Origin of the sequence: Wolbachia endosymbiont (group A) of Lasioglossum fulvicorne, from assembly GCF_964028605.1 — a bacterium.
In the GTDB taxonomy this organism is placed as follows: Bacteria; Pseudomonadota; Alphaproteobacteria; order Rickettsiales; family Anaplasmataceae; genus Wolbachia.
The window spans coordinates 1,414,529-1,433,723 of the sequence record NZ_OZ034798.1 but is presented as its reverse complement, the minus strand read 5'-3'; the positions used below and the strand labels follow the sequence as shown (position 1 = coordinate 1,433,723).

The following is a 19,195-nucleotide window of genomic DNA, read 5'->3' as shown; positions in this document are numbered from 1 at the left end:
TAGCAAAAAAGTAGCTAGTCTTATGTTAAAACACAACATTTTTGATGAGGTTGCATGAGAAGCTGGATCCCAGTGTCTTAGCACTGGGATGACACCCTTCCCGGTGGAAATTGCTTTCAAATCACAACACTCATACAGTTGTATGTGTGACACTGAAATCCAGTGTGACTTAAACAAGGTTTTCCAGATCATACAATCAACAAAATTTCTGGATCCCAGTGTCAAGCACTGGGATGACACCATTTGCTGTTCCTTTAGCAAAAGATCTAGTTTATACATATTTCAAATTATTCAAATTTCCTCTAAAAGTTAGGTAAAGAGTACCAAAATAAACAATAACACTCAAAGCTATTAAAGTCGCTAAATAAACAATACGAGCCAACATTTTATCAAAAAATAATCCTGCCAACAAAGAATTAAAAATATAAAGGGCTATTGACATGACTGCCGTTGCTACAAAAATTTTCATGATATTTAACAATAACGCTTGGCTAACCTTATACATTTTATTTATTGTTAAATAACTAATTAATAGAATGGAGTTTATCCAAGTGGAAACGGAAGTAGCAATAGCAATCCCTGTATGCTGATATTTGTTCATTAACATGAGGTTTAGCACTACATTAATTCCAAGACACATTAGTGAAAACATAGTTGGTATTTTCAGATTGCCTTTAGCAAAAAATGTGGGTAGCAATACTTTATTTATAATAAATGCAGGTAAAGAAAGAGAAAATGCTATTAACGTGGGAGCAGTTTGCTGCACTGCATAATGATCAAACCGGCCGTAAGAAAAAAGCGTAAGTAAAATTATGTCGGGAATAATGATAAAGGCAGCAGTTGTTGGCATAATTAACATTAATCCTATGTTGAGAGCCTTGCTTTGTATTTTGACTATATTTTCAGTATTATTCACCTGTTTTGAAATTAAAGGAAGAAGCACTGTACCAATTGCAGTACCGATTATTCCCTGCGGTAGTTGATTTAGCCTATCGGCATAATATATATAGGACACCGCATTTGGTATAAAACTCGCCATGATTGTATCAATCCATAAGCTTATTTGAGTTACACAATTGTTGATAATTGCAGGTATCACACGCTTAAAAAATAACCTTACTTCATTGCTTAATTCAAGGCTAAAAGAAAAAGCTGCCTTTAACTTGTATGCACTAAATAGTATCAAAAGTAGCTGGAAAATTCCTCCTATAAGGACAGCTATAGAAAGGTTGTGCACTGGAGTTTTTACGTAAGGCACAAACAAACTGATGATTAAACAGAGATTCAAAACGATTGGTGCAATAGCTGTTGAAGCAAAATGCTGCTTTACTTGCAGCATTCCACCAATAAGTGATGCAATTGAAACAAAGATTATGTAGGGCATCATAATTCTTGATAAAGTAACAGTAAGGGTAAACTTACTTTGGTCAAATCCAGGAGCAAAAATTTGAATCATATAAGGGAAGAAAGTTTGCATGATAAGGCAAAAAATTACTAAGATGATAAACGTAATGGATATTACACTACTTGCAAAATTAAATGCCTTTTTATTATCATATGATTCTGTTGAGTATAACGGTATAAAGGACGTGGTAAATGCTCCCTCTGCAAAAAATGCGCGAAATAGATTGGCAAAGCGAAACGAAGAAAAAAATATGTCTGCAAGAGAGTTTGCACCAATAACTGTAGCAATCAATACATCTCTTATTAACCCTGAGATCCTTGAAATAGCCGTAAAAAAACTAAATGTGAAAATACTTTTAAACATACCACTACTTCATTAGTGTCAATACGATTAACTATAATAGTAAAAGTATCAATGAAAATATTTATTGGCTAAACTTAAAATCCTCTACAAAAAGAGAGTTAAATAATCAATTGACTATTTGCGCTCATATGTTAGAAATTTTATATCTTGGCGGGCGTAGCTCAGTTGGTAGAGCGTCAGTTTGTGGTACTGAATGTCGCCAGTTCGATCCTGGTCGCTCGCCCCACTAAAATTTTCTGCTTTACAGGAATATGAACAAATGGTAATATATCAATTAATTAGGGAGGGTATATGTATGACGACAGTGAAAATTATTTAATGCTTTATAGCGTAATAGGTGCACTTGCAGGTCTGGGATTGAGTTTTACAGCTTTGTCACCTTTGGCAGTAGGTGGAATTGTTGGTTCTATAGTTCCAGCATGCTGGGCAGTCTTTTACATAGTAGACTCATTATATAAATTTTTCAAAAAAGATCCTATTGAAAAAGCTATGCTTATCGGTTGGAGTATTGCAACACCCGTAAGCGCTGCTATCGGGGTTGGTCTTGCTGCAGCCGCAACTGCTATTTTTCCTGGTGCAATGCTTGATGCAGCTTTAGCAGGTGCAGTGATAGGAGTAATGGCGCCAATTGCAGGGTTATTTGCGACTGTGGCTATATTACTTGCAGCTGAAAAAGTAAATGAATATATTATATCACCTATAGTTGAGTGTTTTTCTTCAAAAGAGAAGGGGTATGAGCCAGTTTAAACTAACCAAGTAAGCTTTTCTGTTATTCCAGTGTGCAGCACATAGCTGCACGAACATTTGTTTACAAAGTCAGTATATTAAGTGTTATAGCCGGTTTTGCCTCAAACACAAAGGGGTGTCATCCCAGTGCCCAGACACTGGGATCCAGTTTTCTATGCAATCTCACCAAAAACGTCTATTTAGTATAAGATCAGCTACTTTTATGCTCACCAGCTCAGTGTGCTTACTTACAATCAAATTCCTGGATGCCAGTGTCAAGCACTGGCATGACATCATTTGTCGTGCGAATTATAGCATTTCTCATAATAGTCCGAACAGGTCATAGGAAGGCAGAATCAACAGCACGACGAAAGGATTCGAATAGAGGAATGTTTTTCCTAGCTCTGTTTTTTATAGCAAACCAATGATGCTCAATTTTGTTGAAATCTGGAGAATACGGCGGCAGATACAAAATTTCTGCACCAACTCCTCTAGCAAGCTCGATAATCTTACCAGACTTATGAAAAGTAGCATTGTCAAGAATGACAGTCTGTCCAGGTTCCAAGATCGGTGTCAAAAATTGCTCAAACCATCCATTAAAAACATCCATATTACAGTGGCCTTCAAAGGTTAATGGAGCAACTATCTTTCTTCTACTTAAGGCTGCAACCATACTGATTCGTTGAGTTTTCTTTCCAGATTTTAGGCCATAAAACCGCTGTCCTTTCTGGCAATACCCATATGGATAGTCCTCTGTGTTATCAATGCCAGACTCATCTATATAAACTAAGTTTTCTGGTTCTTTTGTTGCTATAATTTTTAAGAATTCAGCACGTTTTTCTTCGTTTCTTTCCTTGTATCCATATGTCTTTTTTTGCGCGTAAATCCAATTTTTCTGAGAGCTCGGTGGATCGTTTGGATACTAACGTTGCCCCAAAGTTTAGCCATTTCCGACAGAGTCTTTCCTCCGTTTTCTCTGGCAAATTTAGCAAAGGCATCCCAGTCGGTAATTTTGTGATTGTAACCTCCATTTCCAAGTTTTTTTGATTGAAATTCTCCTGTTTCTTTTCTTCTTTGCTGCCACTCCCATAAAGTAGTTCGTCCAATTTTAAATCTTGCTGCCACTGTTTCTCTGCTTCCTCCCTCCTCTAGCGCTTCCATTGCTTTTTTCCTTAAGTCATAACTATATGCTGCTGGCACTCAACCTCCTTATCATCGTCTATCCTTACCTTATCACATCCGGACTTCTATGAAAAGAGCTATACCTTAGCAAAAACGAATGTGCGTATAGTTGTATGTGCAGTACGGAGTAACAGGAGAGGTATCACTATAAAATTTGACATTAACCGCTAATAGTTAGAATATTAGAGAGTAAGAATTACTCAAGAAGGCATGCATAAATATGATGTAGTAGTAGTAGGTGGTGGTCATGCAGGGTGCGAAGCGGCTGCTGCGGCAGCTCGCCTTGGTGCAAACACGCTGCTTATAACTCATAAAATTTCAACTATAGGGGAAATGTCCTGCAATCCAGCAATCGGAGGAGTTGCAAAGGGTGTTGTAGTTAGGGAAGTTGACGCTCTTGATGGAATAATGGGAAGAGCAATCGATCAAGCAAGTATACACTCAGTCATTTTAAATAGTAGCAGAGGTGCGGCAGTGTGGGGACCACGTGCACAGGCAGACCGAAAATTATACAAGCAAGCAATACAGGAAATTATTTTAAATTATAACAACTTGACGGTAAAAGAAGAGTCGGTTGACGATTTCCTTATAGAGAGTAATAACAATGGAGAATTGTGCATTAAAGCTGTAATAACAAGCTCAGGGGAACATATACTAACAGGTAAAGTTGTTTTAACTACGGGAACTTTCCTGCAAGGTGTGATTCATATAGGAGAACAAACAACCCCTTCAGGAAGAATGGGAGATAAGCCTGCCGTAGAACTTGCAAATACGTTGAAAAAATATAATTTTAAATTAGGTAGATTGCGTACCGGAACTCCGCCAAGGCTTGATCGTGGCACTATAAACTGGTCAATATTGCAAGAGCAAGTGGGTGATAATCCACCTGTGCCGTTTTCTTACTTAACAGAAAAAATTAACCAACCTCAGGTATCATGCTTTATTACCCATACTAATGAAAACACGCATAAAATAATTAGAGAGAATCTTCACAGGTCAGCTTCCTCATATTTAGATGACATTGTTGCACCAAGATACTGCCCATCAATTGAAGTTAAAGTTAATAAATTTGCAGAAAAAAGTAGTCACCAAATATTTTTAGAACCAGAAGGGCTGGATGATGATACTGTATACCCAAACGGAATTTCAAATTCATTGCCTGTTGAAGTGCAGCGTGAAATGATAAAGAGTATCAAGGGACTTGAAAATGCAGAAATACTAAGGCCTGGATATGCAGTTGAGTATGACTATATTGACCCACGAGAGCTATTTCATACTCTCGAAACTAAAAAAATTAAAGGACTATATTTTGCTGGCCAAATTAATGGCACCACTGGATATGAAGAAGCAGCAGGGCAAGGAATTATCGCCGGAATTAATGCAGCACTTTCTGCATCTGAAAAAAAAGAAAGCTTTGTTCTCCATCGTACAGATTCGTATATCGGTGTAATGATAGACGATTTGGTCACCAAAGGGGTGATCGAGCCTTATAGATTATTTACCTCACGTGCAGAATATAGGCTAGCTATCAGGTCAGACAATGCAGATAGAAGATTAACACAAAAAGGTTATGATATTTCCCTTGTTTCGCATGAGAGATACTCTGTTTTACAGAATAAACTTGAATCCATTAAGCAGCTTGAAGAGAAGTTAGGGAGTCTGACGATTACTCCTGAGCAGCTTAGGTCTTATGGTATTAAAATATCTTATGATGGGATAAGAAAAACGGCATTAGATCTACTTAGCTACCCCAATATCGATTGGAACAAATTACAAGAAATATGGTCGGAATTAAACAGCATCACGCGCTGGAATGACGCCGCAATGGGTAGCATAACTAAGAATGAAATATGCGAAGCGGTTGAAATTGAAGCAAAATACAAACCTTATCTAATAAGACAAGAAGCGGATATGAAGTTTTTACGAGAGGAAATTAACACTCAAATTCCAATTGATTTCAACTATTCACAAGTTAAAGGCCTGTCAAGTGAAGTAATAGAAAAATTGCAGACGATAAAACCAGCGACGGTTGGCATTGCAAAGCAAATACAAGGCATCACTCCTGCAGCGATAGTGAGCATATTAGTGTATTTGAGAAACAGGAAAACGAAAGTAGCTGCTAATTTTGTGTGAGGTGTTCTATGTCAAAAATCGAAGAATTTCGTTCTTTTATGCACGAAATAAACGTTGATGCATTTATGTTGCATACTAAAGATGAATATTTAAATGAGTATTCAGAGGAGCTAACAAAGCTGTGTGGCTTCACAGGAACAAATGGGCTGCTTATTGTCACAAAAAACAACAAGTGTCCATTTTTTACAGATGGACGCTATATCACACAAGCTCACAATCAGCTCGATCGGGGCAATTTTCAAGTATATAATATACAAGAAGAGGATCCACGCGAATGGATAAAAGCAAACTTAACATCGACTGCCTCACTAGGTTATTATTTGCAATATTTTACCATAGAAGATATAAGAAAGTATGAGAATATCTGTAAATTAATACCCTGTTTAGCTGGAAAAAAAAGTGACTATCGAAAACAAGCAGTGGTTTTACATTCTATTAAATATGCTGGTGAAAGCAGTAAGGACAAATGTGAAAAAATAGCTAGAGGCATAGACAAAGAAGCCGAAGCAGTGCTCCTGACTGATCCAAATTCAATTTCATGGTTATTAAATTTAAGAAATGAAAATGCCAAATATACTCCATGTATATTGGGTCGTGCTATATTGTATAAAAGCGGTAATGTTGATTTGTTTATTCAAGATAAAGAACATTCAACTATAGAAGCAAATTTAGGCAATCATATAAATATTTTTGATACTAGTGAGCTAGAAAATTCGCTGCACAAGCTAAATTCAATAGTTATAGATCCAAACACAACTCCAATGAGTATTATGAATGCAATAGATCCCTTGCATAACCATTATTTGAGAGAAAAATCAGCTTCGGTGTCATTCCAGCGCATGACGCTGGAATCCAGAAATAAAAAAGTATGGATCCCAGTGTCAAGCACTGGGATGACAAGAAGTAATGAAAAAGGTCTAGTAGAAAACAAGCAGGTAGCTGAAAGAGAGGATCCTTGTTTAATTCATAAAGCAGTAAAAAACCAAACTGAAATAGCTGGGGCTATAAATGCACACATTAAAGATGGAGCAGCAGTTACAAATTTTCTATATTGGCTTGAAAGTAATGTTGGTACAGAGCTTGAAGCTGAAGAAAAGATTTTAGAATACAGAAAAGAGCAGAATTTGTTTAAACAATTGAGCTTTCCAACAATTTCCGCATTTAATGAAAATGGTGCAATAATTCACTATCGTGCAAGCAGTAAGACGAATAAGGTAATTCAGAAAAATGGACTATATTTGATTGACTCTGGTGGCCAATACCTTAGTGGCACAACTGATGTGACAAGAACTGTAGTAGTTGGTAATCCGACCAATGAGCAAATAACCCACTATACAATAGTGTTGAAAGCTCACATTGCTATAGCAAGTGTCATCTTTCCTCCTGGCACTACTGGTGGAGAATTGGATATATTGGCACGTACGCATTTATGGAAATTTGGAATGGACTATATGCATGGTACAGGGCATGGAGTAGGAAGTTACCTATCAGTACACGAAGGACCACAAGCAATATCAAAGGGAAATAAAGTGAAACTCACGCCAGGCATGATACTTTCCAACGAACCTGGTTATTACATTCCGGGAGAGTATGGAATAAGAATTGAAAATCTGATATATGTCGACAGACAAGAAGACGGCTTCTTAAACTTTAAACAACTGACCTCTATTCCATATGATAGAAGGCTAATAGATGTGCAAATGCTTACTAAAGATGAAATTGAATGGATAAATGGCTACCATCAATTTGTCTATAAAAACTTAGAAAATAGCGTAAAAGATAAGGAATGGTTAAAGAAGGTATGTGACCCTTTATAAGCAAAGGAGCATTTTTTATTATTTAAAAAGTATTAATGCAATTGTGACAGGTATTTTGTATTGTTTTTAATTTTAAAATAATATATAATAGAAAACACGTATTTTTAGGTAGGTTATAATTATGATAGACAAAGGGCAAGAAGATGAATTTATGAAGCAGTATATGGATACTTGCAAAGAGCAAATAGAAAAATTAGCCAAGGATCCTGAATTGCTTAATCAGACTTTAAAACCGTTTATGCAAATGTCTCAGCAGCTTATGGCTGGCGGTGTGTTAGAAGGGGCTGTGCCTGGCATGATACCTGATTTGGGCAGTATGGATATCAACAAGATGATTGCTCAGATGAAGGAAATGATTGACTACATAAGAGGTAACTATAAGGAACTAATGAAAGAGCACAGCTCGCAGATTCAAGAGCTTGATGAATCCAGTAAAAAGCTAAGAGGCTTAGTTAAAAAATTGATAGAAAAGATCGAAAGTAAATAAATAACATCTGGATTTCTGTCATTCTATATACAACTTTCTAGTTGGACGGTAAGTCGAACTGATGTCATGCAAGTAGCTGACACTGGTTCCTTTATGACGGCAGTGCCCAGAGGTGTCATCCCAGTGCTTGACACTGGGATCCAGTTCTTATTACCTGGTGTAAAGTTAAGTTTCCTGGATTCCAGACTGGAATGACAGCAATCCTACGTCATACCGCGATTCATTCGCGGTATCTTAGTATAGATTCCGCTAACAAGTAGCGGAATGACGGTTTTTCAAATCGTCGGTGAACCTAAGTCACTTTAGCTATAGTATCGGGAACGTAATTGCACATGGGTTTTTACAAATTTGAAAATTAGTGTTAAATAAAAATGTAAATGCAAAAGGAAAAGAAATGATTGAACTTAAAGGCCCAGAAATTTGTGCAGGCGGAAATAAGAAAAATTTGATTATTTTTTTACATGGTTGGGGCTCAAGTGGCGATAATTTTATTCACCTTGCCAAAGTTATGAGCAAGTTTTTACAGGGTTCATATTTTGCAGTACCCAATGCTCCGTTTGAAAGAGAAATAGGTGATGGTTATCAGTGGTTCAGTTTGGAAGATCGTAGTGAGGAAGCGCTATATAATGGAGTAAAAAATGCTACATCAATTGTAAATCATTTCATTGATACAAAATTAAAGGAGCTTAATTTAAAAGATACGCAACTTTCTTTAGTTGGATTTTCTCAAGGAGCAATGCTTGCAATACATACAGCTCTCACCCGCTCTCAATCCTGTGCATCAGTTGTTGCATACTCTGGTAGGTTTCTTTCACCTTCAAAAACTGCACCAGAGATCAAGTCAAAACCTAACATATGTGTTATCCATGGTGATGCTGACGACGTGGTACCTTTTTCGTCCCTCGACTTAGCGGTCAAAGCTCTGAAAGAAAATGGAGTAAATGTTGAAGGGCACCCAATTCATGCATTAGGGCATATTATTAATGAAGAGGGAATAAAATTAGGTATAGAGTTTATCAAGAAAAATTTCAGCAACTAACTTCTATGCACTTGTTTTGCTTTGGTTATGGATATGTAGCTAAATTTTTATCGAAAAAATTACTGAACTTAGGTTGGAAAGTCAGTGGCACATCAAGAAGTAAAAATATACAAAATGTAATCCTCTTTAATTATGAGAAAGTTAGTCAAGATCTGCTTAAAAGCGCAACGCACGTTTTAATTTCTATTCCTCCAGATGGTGATAATGTTGTGGAGAGATACGGTGATTGCCTGCAAAATGTTAAATGGTTTGGTTATTTGTCTGCAACTAGTGTCTATGGTGATCATTCTGGTAATTGGGTGAATGAGGAATCTGAAACAAAACCTATAGAAATCAAAGGAGAAAAGCGCCTTAGATCTGAAAAGAAGTGGCTAAATAGCAAACTGCCTGTACATATTTTTCGTTTAGCTGGAATATACGGTCCTGGTAGGAATGTGTTAATTGACTTGCAGCTTGGCAAAGCAAGAAATGTGAAAAAAGAAGGGCATTTTTTTTCTCGTATTCACGTTGAAGATATATCGAATATTTTATTTTCTTCCATGCAAAACATAAAACCTGGTGAAATATACAATTGTGCAGATGATTTACCCGCCACACAATCTGAAGTGGTAATGTATGCAGCCAAACTTCTCAATGTTAGCCCTCCAGAGCCAATTGAGGTTTCTTCCTTACTAGATTATGCACAGAGTTTTTATTTAGGATCAAGAAAAGTAAGTAATGTTAAAATTAAAAAAGATCTTAATGTCTCTCTAATTTACCCTAACTACAAGGTGGGATTAGAAAGTTTGCATGTAAAAAAAACTGAAATCACATCAGAATGATAGATAGGCTTATTGTCACTGCCATTAAGTTAAGGAAAGAATGGTTAAAAACTGAACTAAAAAGTCAGAAATAATTAAGGATTTATGACAAATGCTGAAACAGAATAGAGTAAACTTTAAAGCAGATAAACTCTGAAGTGTAAATTATAGCATTTCTCATAATAGTCCGAACAGGTCATAGGAAGGCAGAATCAACAGCACGACGAAAGGATTCGAATAGAGGAATGTTTTTCCTAGCTCTGTTTTTTATAGCAAACCAATGATGCTCAATTTTGTTGAAATCTGGAGAATACGGCGGCAGATACAAAATTTCTGCACCAACTCCTCTAGCAAGCTCGATAATCTTACCAGACTTATGAAAAGTAGCATTGTCAAGAATGACAGTCTGTCCAGGTTCCAAGATCGGTGTCAAAAATTGCTCAAACCATCCATTAAAAACATCCATATTACAGTGGCCTTCAAAGGTTAATGGAGCAACTATCTTTCTTCTACTTAAGGCTGCAACCATACTGATTCGTTGAGTTTTCTTTCCAGATTTTAGGCCATAAAACCGCTGTCCTTTATGGCAATACCCATATGGATAGTCCTCTGTGTTATCAATGCCAGACTCATCTATATATAGCATTTCTCATAATAGTCCGAACAGGTCATAGGAAGGCAGAATCAACAGCACGACGAAAGGATTCGAATAGAGGAATGTTTTTCCTAGCTCTGTTTTTTATAGCAAACCAATGATGCTCAATTTTGTTGAAATCTGGAGAATACGGCGGCAGATACAAAATTTCTGCACCAACTCCTCTAGCAAGCTCGATAATCTTACCAGACTTATGAAAAGTAGCATTGTCAAGAATGACAGTCTGTCCAGGTTCCAAGATCGGTGTCAAAAATTGCTCAAACCATCCATTAAAAACATCCATATTACAGTGGCCTTCAAAGGTTAATGGAGCAACTATCTTTCTTCTACTTAAGGCTGCAACCATACTGATTCGTTGAGTTTTCTTTCCAGATTTTAGGCCATAAAACCGCTGTCCTTTCTGGCAATACCCATATGGATAGTCCTCTGTGTTATCAATGCCAGACTCATCTATATAAACTAAGTTTTCTGGTTCTTTTGTTGCTATAATTTTTAAGAATTCAGCACGTTTTTCTTCGTTTCTTTCCTTGTATCCATATGTCTTTTTTTGCGCGTAAATCCAATTTTTCTGAGAGCTCGGTGGATCGTTTGGATACTAACGTTGCCCCAAAGTTTAGCCATTTCCGACAGAGTCTTTCCTCCGTTTTCTCTGGCAAATTTAGCAAAGGCATCCCAGTCGGTGATTTTGTGATTGTAACCTCCATTTCCAAGTTTTTTTGATTGAAAGTCTCCTGTTTCTTTTCTTCTTTGCTGCCACTCCCATAAAGTAGTTCGTCCAATTTTAAATCTTGCTGCCACTGTTTCTCTGCTTCCTACCTCCTCTAGCGCTTCCATTGCTTTTTTCCTTAAGTCATAACTATATGCTGCTGGCACTCAACCTCCTTATCATCGTCTATCCTTATCTTATCACATCCGGACTTCTATGAAAAGAGCTATAAACTAAGTTTTCTGGTTCTTTTGTTGCTATAATTTTTAAGAATTCAGCACGTTTTTCTTCGTTTCTTTCCTTGTATCCATATGTCTTTTTTTGCGCGTAAATCCAATTTTTCTGAGAGCTCGGTGGATCGTTTGGATACTAACGTTGCCCCAAAGTTTAGCCATTTCCGACAGAGTCTTTCCTCCGTTTTCTCTGGCAAATTTAGCAAAGGCATCCCAGTCGGTAATTTTGTGATTGTAACCTCCATTTCCAAGTTTTTTTGATTGAAAGTCTCCTGTTTCTTTTCTTCTTTGCTGCCACTCCCATAAAGTAGTTCGTCCAATTTTAAATCTTGCTGCCACTGTTTCTCTGCTTCCTCCCTCCTCTAGCGCTTCCATTGCTTTTTTCCTTAAGTCATAACTATATGCTGCTGGCACTCAACCTACTTATCATCGTCTATCCTTATCTTGTCACATCCGGACTTCTATGAAAAGAGCTATATCTTTGTAGTTGGCTGTCCACTGCTGGATCATTTAAACAAGTTCTAGGTTGACTATCTGTTTTTCCTGGTAACTCGCTTTCTGACGATCTGACATTGGAATTGTTTCCTTTCTTCTGTATTCTTTCAGATTTTCTTAAACCTTCTGATCCTTTGTTAAGGAAAGCAGATTTACTATCTTCCGCTATTTTCTTCCACGTTTCACTATCTACTAGACCTTTTGACGCAGTAGAAAAGAAATCCTTTACAACTCCCTCCAATCTTTTCTTTAATCCTTCTTTTGATTCGAGATCCATACGTTGCTTTAAACCTTGGAAAACCAATAAGTTTTCAACTATTACATCACTTAACACTTCATGATCTGCAAAAAACTCTGAATAAGTTTTTTGTCCATTTTCAACTTTAGCATTCAGTTGATCGAGTAATATATCTAAAAAATCAGCAGATTTTAAATACTTTCCTCTTAATTCAGAAAATACCTTATATTGTACGCCATATCTTCTTAAAGATTCTAAATAAGTTATTTCTTCCTCGCGAATCGTTACTGGTTTAACGAGTGTATTGACCAGCCTCTCTAAAGCCTTAGGAGCTTTTTCTCCTACTTTGTGTAAAACAGAAGATATATTAATCATTATCCCCTTGTCTTTTAAAAACTTTAAGTAAGTTGTATTTTCTCCGTTAATCTTTATTATTTTAGTGAGTGTAGTGATCATATCTTCTAAAGCCCCAGGAGCTTTCTTTCCTGATCCGCTTAACATGGAAGATACATTTCCCATTATCCCTGCGTCTTTTAAAAACTCTAAATAAGTTATGTGTTCTCCATTATGTAGAATCTGTCCATCAATTAGCTTTTTACATAATACCTCTAAAGCCTCAGGAGCTTCTGCTCCGCTCAACATGGAAAATACATTACTCATTATCCCCTTGTCTTTTAAAAACTTTAAGTAAGTTGTATCTTCTTCGTTAATCTTTATTATTTTAGTGAGTGTAGTGATCACATCTTCTAAAGCCTTAGGAGCTTCTGCTCCTGCTGCATGTAACATACTGGATACATTACTCACTATCCCTTCGTTTTTTAAAAACTGCAAACAGGATACTCCTTTAATTTTCTCCTTACACAATTGACGAAATAGATCATTTATACCTTGGAGTGGCATAGGCTGTTTTTTCCCTTCGCAGTAATTCCGATCATCCAGCATACTAGTCACGTTTGTGACTATATTGTTTTGCACAAAAAACAACCAAATATGTTTATTATGTGATATAAGTGACTTACATAAGCTCTGAACAATACTAGAATACCTCCCTTTCCATAAAGAACATTTTTTATTTTTAATTTCATCATTAATTTTCTTTGATCTGAAGAAGTTTTCAAAATCTTCTTGACCTTCATAACCATTTAATATATTACCATGCAGTATTCCCCTTCTATAAAAGGCTTCTACATAGGTCTCTCTTTTACCGGGAACTTTTTTGCCAAATTCACAGCAAAGCGTTGCTAAAGCTCCAAAACCCCTTGATTTTACTTTACCTAACATCGAAAATGCAACTTTTAATATGCCTTTGTCCTTTAAAAATTTTAAACAAGTTGTTTTTTTTCCATTAATCTGTACTGGGCTAGCAAGTGCAATGATCAGCTCCTCTAAAGCCTCAGGAGCGTTTGCTTCCGCTGCATGTAACATATTTGGCACATTACTGATTATGCCATTGTCTTTCAAAAACTTTAAATAAGTTATGTGTTCTTCATTATGTAGAATCTGTCCATTAATTAGCTTTTTACATAATACCTCTAAAGCCTCAGGAGCGTTTGCTTCCGCTGCATGTAACATATCTGACACATTACTGACTATGCCATTTTCTTTCAAAAACTTTAAATAAGTTATATTTTTTTTGCGATGTAGAATCTCTTTCCCAATTAGCTTTTTACATAATACCTCTAAAGCCTCAGGAGCTTTCTTTCCTGATCTGCTTAACATGGAAGATACATTACTCATTATCCCTGCGTCTTTTAAAAACTTTAAGTAAGTTGTGTATTTTCCGTTAATCTTTACTTTTTCCCCTTCAATCTTTATTATTTTAGTGAGTGTAGTGATCATATCTTCTAAAGCCTCAGGAGCTTCCTTTCCTGATCCGCTTAACATGGAAGATACACTTCCCATTATCCCTGCGTCTTTTAAAAACTCTAAACGAGTTATGCATTTTCCATTATGTATAATCTGTCCACCAATTAGCTTGTTATATAATCCCTCTAAAGCCTCAGGAGCTTCTGCTCCTGCTGTATGTAACATACCGGATATATCACCTAGTGAAATACCCACCTTTTTGAGCTTTTTTAGAAACTCCCCCTCTTGTCCATCCTCAGAAAACAATTTACCATATAATGTGTTAAAGATCTTAATAGGATCTGTCCCTATCTTACGCAAAATACTCGATACTTCTCTGTAAATATCACTACTAGATAAAATTTTAAACTTATCAATTCCTTCGCTACACAAAAAACCTTTAAAAATTTTAAAAACTCTTACTCCTTGTTGATCAACTACCAATTTAGCAAAAGAACTGATTTGCTTGATATCTTCTCCAGCTGTTTTATAAGTAGATTGAGTGTTTTCTTTGTTTTTGATACGTTCTAAATAACTTTCCGCTTTTTTTATATCAAGACTTGTTCCTTCAAAGCTTTCTAACCAACGTAACATTACTTCCTCACATTCGCAGTAATCTCCTCCTTCATTTTTAATAATGCTTTCTAGATCTTTATTATGTGACTTGAATACCAGTTTTTTTTTAAACTCTCTCACCAATTCTTTCTTACCATATTTTGCGATCAGAGAGTCCTCTTGACCTAAAAGTTTCTCTTCTTCTTCCGTAAATTGATAATACCTATCATTAGGTCCCTGGGAAAGAAAATCTTTTAAAATTTTAAGATCCATACCACGACCTTTAAGTCGCTTACATTCTACAATATCATCACTAGCACTAATGACAAAATATTCCACTTCTTTTTTTTCTCTTTCAACCAATTTTAAAAAAAACTCAAATTGACCTTCAAGAAAACCCAATATTTTTTGATCATCATCAAACTCTATTCCATGTTGAAAACTTATGCAGATACACTTTTCGCCTTTACGTTTGTCTCCATAACTTAAAAGAACATGATTATCCTCCCCCGACCAGTGTCGCCCAAAGTTTATAGATAACACACCATAATCGCTTGCTCGACCTACTTTAAATAACCTATGAATCAAGAAAATCAATAATTTTAATCTCGACTCAATCGCAGGAACCTTATCCGCTATCCAATGAGACTTCCTATAGTATTCTTTAGCCTGTTCAGACGCATTAGTTTCTGACCAATTGAGATAAATTTGTTTTGTAAGATAATACCCTTTGCAACCTTCATAGTATTTCAACCAGCACAAAAATTTTTTTCGAAATTTGCTATAATTATCTTGATCGATTTTTATCAATTCCCGTAATTCTTCTATATTAGGCTGACCAACTGCAAGCACAAACGTGTCCAGGAAGCGTTCTTGTAATTTTTTAAATTCTCCTTCAGAATATTGTTCTTCAAAAAAAAATATAGGTTCTAATAGCTCTAGCAATCGTTTCTCAACTGATTTCTTAAGACCAAATAATAGTGATTTGACTTTTTCTTTTTTGCATTTTGAAAAATGTTTTAATAGCTTCTTAAGCTCGTCCCTTATTTGAGGAAAATGTTCTAATTCTTGAAGAATTTTCATCCTTGTTTTTGCTGAAATAGGATCCAGCAGCGACAAAAGTTTTTCTCTCGAATTTTTTGAAAATACATAAAACTTTGATTTTTTATCACTCGCGTAGAAGAGGTCGAATAAAACTTGAGTCTCTTCTCCAATAGATAATTCATCAAATAAATTCTCACCAATGTCATCCGACAAAACTTCATTAGTATAAAGAATATTGTACTTTATTCTATCTCTCAACTCATTACCCACCTCACAAAAAGAACTGAAGTACTTAAAAATAGAAAATGGTGCGTTCTTTCTTCTTTTTCCCTCAGGAAATAACTTTGCAGAACCAATAGCACTGTAGACAGGTTCTTTAATTGTAGATTTAATCTGTACGTTAATAGTTTTATCTTGATGATCAATAATTAAATCATCACATTTACCATGTAACTCTTGACTTCCTTCAGTCGACATTTTTAGATCTTTATATTTTTCTTTATGAATATCAAATGCACGATAAGCACATAAGATTAAAACTCCTATTTGGTATAATATCCCTGTAATATCAAAAGGGGTATTATTGAGTTCACTTTCTTTAAATTGAACTTTCTCTAAATTGTCTGTCATCAAATCATCTAGCTCTATATTTTGATGATTTTTATCGAAACTTTTTCCAAAATTAAAGTCGTTACCAGTTTTTGTATTTACTGGTATGGGAGTTTTTAATACCTCTTCTGCTGCATCCATCATTACTCTTTTCATAAGTTTTTCTACTTCACCTACTTTTCCATCTTTAGCTTCTACAATCAATTCGTCGTGAACTGGGAGGATCATTTTACCGTCTTCTTTTTTTAACTTTGTGTGAAGCCCTATCATTGCAAGCTTCATTATATCAGCACGAGTTCCTTGAATTGGCAAATTCACTGCCCTCCTCCTCTCGTGTTCTTTTATATCAGGAATTTTGCTTGCTATATACGGCAGATCGTATCTTCTGCCAAACGCAGTTTTTACGTATCCTAGTGCCCTTGCATCAGTTAATACTTCCCGCCTATAGTCTTTTATTTCTTCATAAGATGAAAAAAAACTCTCAATAAGTTCTTTAACTTCTGGAATAGACCTTCCCAGTCTTTCTGCAAGACCAAATGGAGTCATACCATATATAATCCCTAAAACAAGAGTCTTCGCATTGTGCCTTGACTGCTCATCTACTTTTGCCCCATCTGGCAATCCGAAAAACTTCCTTGAATTAATTTCATAAATATCTTTCTCGCTTTTAAAAGCATCTTCAAACCCCTTAATACCTGCAATTTTTGCAATAATTCTTAATTCCATTTGCACGTAATCACATGAGATAAACTGATGTCCTTCCCTCGCAGTAAATGCCTCTCTGATATGGTACGCCTCTTCGCCTCTGCAAGGGATATTCTGTATATTAGGATCTTTGGTAACAACTGCTCCAAGTTTAGTGATGTCATATGTTGGCTTTATTACCCCTTGATTTGACTCGGCACTATCTATATACGCTTTAATTTTCCCCTTCAGTTTATCATCAACTTTTTCTAACAGAAGTTTTAGCATTTCTGTATTTAACTTTATCCCATTCTTTCCTATATCAAGCAATACTCCCTGAAAAACCTCATCGTGATCATTCTGGGTATGTGATCGAACATCATAAATGCCTTTCCCCCTCCCAACGTGAAAATTTTGATTAGCAGCAGGCTTTTCACCCTTTTGAGACGAGCATTTCTTTCGTTCTCTTAGATCATATCTATGCAACCCATTCCCTTCATCAGAAGATGGTTTTTTGCGCTTTCGTTGATGCCTAGACGCCTCTGATTTTTTAGCACTACCTGCAAAAACATTAGCAAAATGTAAAGATTTACCAGGACGATCTTCAATCTTTTTTTTAAGATTACCAAGAGACTCATCTTCTTTTTCGGTATCTTTAGCTCCCTCAGACTGATCTGGCAACTGCTCATTAGAAGGATCAAATAAATTTTTTTTCTTAGCAAGATATTCTAAATTATCATATTGAGACGAGCATTTCTTTCGTTCTCTTAGATCATATCTATGCAACCCATTCCCTTCATCAGAAGATGGTTTTTTGCGCTTTCGTTGATGCCTAGACGCCTCTGATTTTTTAGCACTACCTGCAAAAACATTAGCAAAATGTAAAGATTTACCAGGACGATCTTCAATCTTTTTTTTAAGATTACCAAGAGACTCATCTTCTTTTTCGGTATCTTTAGCTCCCTCAGACTGATCTGGCAACTGCTCATTAGAAGGATCAAATAAATTTTTTTTCTTAGCAAGATATTCTAAATTATCATAGGCATTATCCTTCCATTTTAACTCTTGTGAATCATCACTATAGACTTTATTATCACGCTGAATCTCTGTAAATCGAGCATTATTTGCTTCTTCTACATGTTGTTTTCTCAATTCATAAGCTCCACTTCCGTACGTTTTCTCCAACCTATCTAACTTGCCTTCAATAATGTCTTTACCATTTTCTGCCGTAATAGCACCACATGAGGTTCGATCATTTTGTTGCTTTTTAGACTCACCTGTAAACATTAATTCTATATGTCCACCGTTATCATTTAATACCTTCTCTAACTCACTTTTTACACTCTCACAAATAGAGGCGGCGCCCATAGGGTCGTATATTTCTAACTGACCATCTTTCAATATACCTTGCTCATATTCAAGAGTGATAACTCCAAGAACCCAATGATTAGGGCCACTGTGATAAGGAAATAATATTTTATGTTTTGTAATTTGATTCTGGCGTCGTTGATTCCACAGATTAATCTGATTTAATGAATCCTTGACTGAGCTGCTTATAGAATTTTCTCCTGTAGCTTCAGAATTATCAACATAATCAACTGCTTGACACATTGAAACAGAATACCCACCAAGATTACGATAAATTTCTCTACCATTGTTAACAAGTAAACCTGCCTTGATAGCTAGTCCCATTTCATCATTACCCTGAAATAAAGATGCTTCATATCTTTCACCACTATCATCACGATCTTTGCCAATATAGAACTCAAGTCTCTTTTCACTAATGAAGTTATCCCAAACCTTTAAGATCATGTGGTCATGATACTGATATTCAGTGTTAATATTGCCGCCTGTATCACGTGTACTTAAAGAATCCTCTGCTTGTTTATTAATAAGTCGATCCATAAACTTTCTCCTTAGAAAACTTTTTCATTTTTGTAATATCCTCTGTAAGATACCCAAGAAGTGGTACAAAATGCTGCTTGTACTTTACTATTCTCACGACCTTTCCACTACTATCTTTATGTAACTGATCAAAATTCTCTCCTTCTATAAAAACTTCCTGGTCATCACTTCCTGGTGTAATTTTAGTTGCTGTAATTTTTGACCATTTTCTTCATTAGTCAAATAAAAATAAAGCACCACATCATAAGAACCTGTACATGATCTCAAGAAAGGA

The 19,195-nt window shown here is 35.9% G+C and carries 11 protein-coding genes, 1 tRNA gene and 1 pseudogene; 7 read left to right on the top strand and 6 right to left on the bottom strand.

What is annotated here, in order from left to right; all coding sequences use genetic code 11:
* Positions 1–271: 271 nt before the first annotated feature.
* On the bottom strand, positions 272–1,768 hold the full coding sequence (murJ, locus tag ABWU71_RS07915; RefSeq protein WP_353284461.1) for a murein biosynthesis integral membrane protein MurJ: 1,497 nt from the start codon (positions 1,766–1,768) through the stop codon (positions 272–274).
* A gap of 150 nt (positions 1,769–1,918) precedes the next feature.
* Here murJ and ABWU71_RS07910 point away from each other — a divergent pair.
* Positions 1,919–1,994, top strand: a tRNA-His gene (locus tag ABWU71_RS07910).
* 92 nt (positions 1,995–2,086) lie between these two features.
* Positions 2,087–2,515 carry a hypothetical protein gene (locus ABWU71_RS07905; RefSeq protein WP_353284460.1) on the top strand — a complete coding sequence of 143 codons (429 nt, stop codon included), beginning with the start codon at positions 2,087–2,089 and terminating at the stop codon, positions 2,513–2,515.
* A gap of 319 nt (positions 2,516–2,834) precedes the next feature.
* Here the strand turns inward: ABWU71_RS07905 and ABWU71_RS07900 are convergent.
* Positions 2,835–3,694 (bottom strand): IS630 family transposase gene (locus tag ABWU71_RS07900; RefSeq protein ID WP_353284459.1). Its coding sequence is split into 2 segments (ribosomal slippage): positions 2,835–3,370 and positions 3,370–3,694, totalling 861 coding nucleotides; the frame shifts between segments, so codons are not numbered across the junction.
* Positions 3,695–3,886: 192 nt separating this feature from the next.
* Here ABWU71_RS07900 and mnmG point away from each other — a divergent pair.
* From mnmG to ABWU71_RS07875, 5 genes are all read left to right on the top strand, one after another.
* Positions 3,887–5,809: a tRNA uridine-5-carboxymethylaminomethyl(34) synthesis enzyme MnmG gene (gene mnmG / locus ABWU71_RS07895; protein ID WP_353284458.1), complete on the top strand. Its 1,923-nt coding sequence runs from the start codon at positions 3,887–3,889 to the stop codon at positions 5,807–5,809.
* Between the two features lie 8 nt (positions 5,810–5,817).
* Positions 5,818–7,626 carry an aminopeptidase P family protein gene (locus tag ABWU71_RS07890; RefSeq protein ID WP_353284941.1) on the top strand — a complete coding sequence of 603 codons (1,809 nt, stop codon included), beginning with the start codon at positions 5,818–5,820 and terminating at the stop codon, positions 7,624–7,626.
* Between the two features lie 121 nt (positions 7,627–7,747).
* Positions 7,748–8,113 carry a hypothetical protein gene (locus tag ABWU71_RS07885; RefSeq protein WP_353284457.1) on the top strand — a complete coding sequence of 122 codons (366 nt, stop codon included), beginning with the start codon at positions 7,748–7,750 and terminating at the stop codon, positions 8,111–8,113.
* 394 nt (positions 8,114–8,507) lie between these two features.
* A complete protein-coding gene (locus tag ABWU71_RS07880) occupies positions 8,508–9,152 on the top strand; it encodes an alpha/beta hydrolase (RefSeq protein ID WP_353284940.1) in 645 nt (214 codons plus the stop codon).
* Between the two features lie 5 nt (positions 9,153–9,157).
* Positions 9,158–9,973 (top strand): SDR family oxidoreductase, encoded by an 816-nt coding sequence (locus ABWU71_RS07875; RefSeq protein ID WP_353284456.1) that lies wholly within the window; start codon positions 9,158–9,160, stop codon positions 9,971–9,973.
* Positions 9,974–10,148: 175 nt separating this feature from the next.
* On the opposite strand, the pseudogene ABWU71_RS07870 reads toward ABWU71_RS07875, so the two are convergent.
* The 4 genes and pseudogenes from ABWU71_RS07870 to ABWU71_RS07855 all read right to left on the bottom strand — a co-directional run.
* Positions 10,149–10,598: pseudogene (locus ABWU71_RS07870) on the bottom strand (IS630 family transposase); the annotation flags it as partial.
* Between the two features lie 22 nt (positions 10,599–10,620).
* Positions 10,621–11,480 (bottom strand): IS630 family transposase gene (locus tag ABWU71_RS07865; RefSeq protein WP_353284455.1). Its coding sequence is split into 2 segments (ribosomal slippage): positions 10,621–11,156 and positions 11,156–11,480, totalling 861 coding nucleotides; the frame shifts between segments, so codons are not numbered across the junction.
* A 99-nt stretch (positions 11,481–11,579) separates the two neighbouring features.
* Complete coding sequence (locus ABWU71_RS07860) at positions 11,580–11,960, bottom strand: IS630 transposase-related protein (RefSeq protein WP_410530466.1); 381 nt, start codon at positions 11,958–11,960, stop codon at positions 11,580–11,582.
* A 25-nt stretch (positions 11,961–11,985) separates the two neighbouring features.
* Positions 11,986–18,921 (bottom strand): DNA polymerase, encoded by a 6,936-nt coding sequence (locus ABWU71_RS07855; RefSeq protein ID WP_353284454.1) that lies wholly within the window; start codon positions 18,919–18,921, stop codon positions 11,986–11,988.
* Between the last annotated feature and the right edge of the window lie 274 nt (positions 18,922–19,195).

Bases quoted from the DNA above. Each gene is read 5' to 3' on its own strand.
- murJ (WP_353284461.1), bottom strand. From the start codon at position 1,768: ATGTTTAAAAGTATTTTCACATTTAGTTTTTTTACGGCTATTTCAAGG.
- ABWU71_RS07905 (WP_353284460.1), top strand. From the start codon at position 2,087: ATGCTTTATAGCGTAATAGGTGCACTTGCAGGTCTGGGATTGAGTTTT.
- mnmG (WP_353284458.1), top strand. From the start codon at position 3,887: ATGCATAAATATGATGTAGTAGTAGTAGGTGGTGGTCATGCAGGGTGC.
- ABWU71_RS07890 (WP_353284941.1), top strand. From the start codon at position 5,818: ATGTCAAAAATCGAAGAATTTCGTTCTTTTATGCACGAAATAAACGTT.
- ABWU71_RS07885 (WP_353284457.1), top strand. From the start codon at position 7,748: ATGATAGACAAAGGGCAAGAAGATGAATTTATGAAGCAGTATATGGAT.
- ABWU71_RS07880 (WP_353284940.1), top strand. From the start codon at position 8,508: ATGATTGAACTTAAAGGCCCAGAAATTTGTGCAGGCGGAAATAAGAAA.
- ABWU71_RS07875 (WP_353284456.1), top strand. From the start codon at position 9,158: ATGCACTTGTTTTGCTTTGGTTATGGATATGTAGCTAAATTTTTATCG.
- ABWU71_RS07855 (WP_353284454.1), bottom strand. From the start codon at position 18,921: ATGGATCGACTTATTAATAAACAAGCAGAGGATTCTTTAAGTACACGT.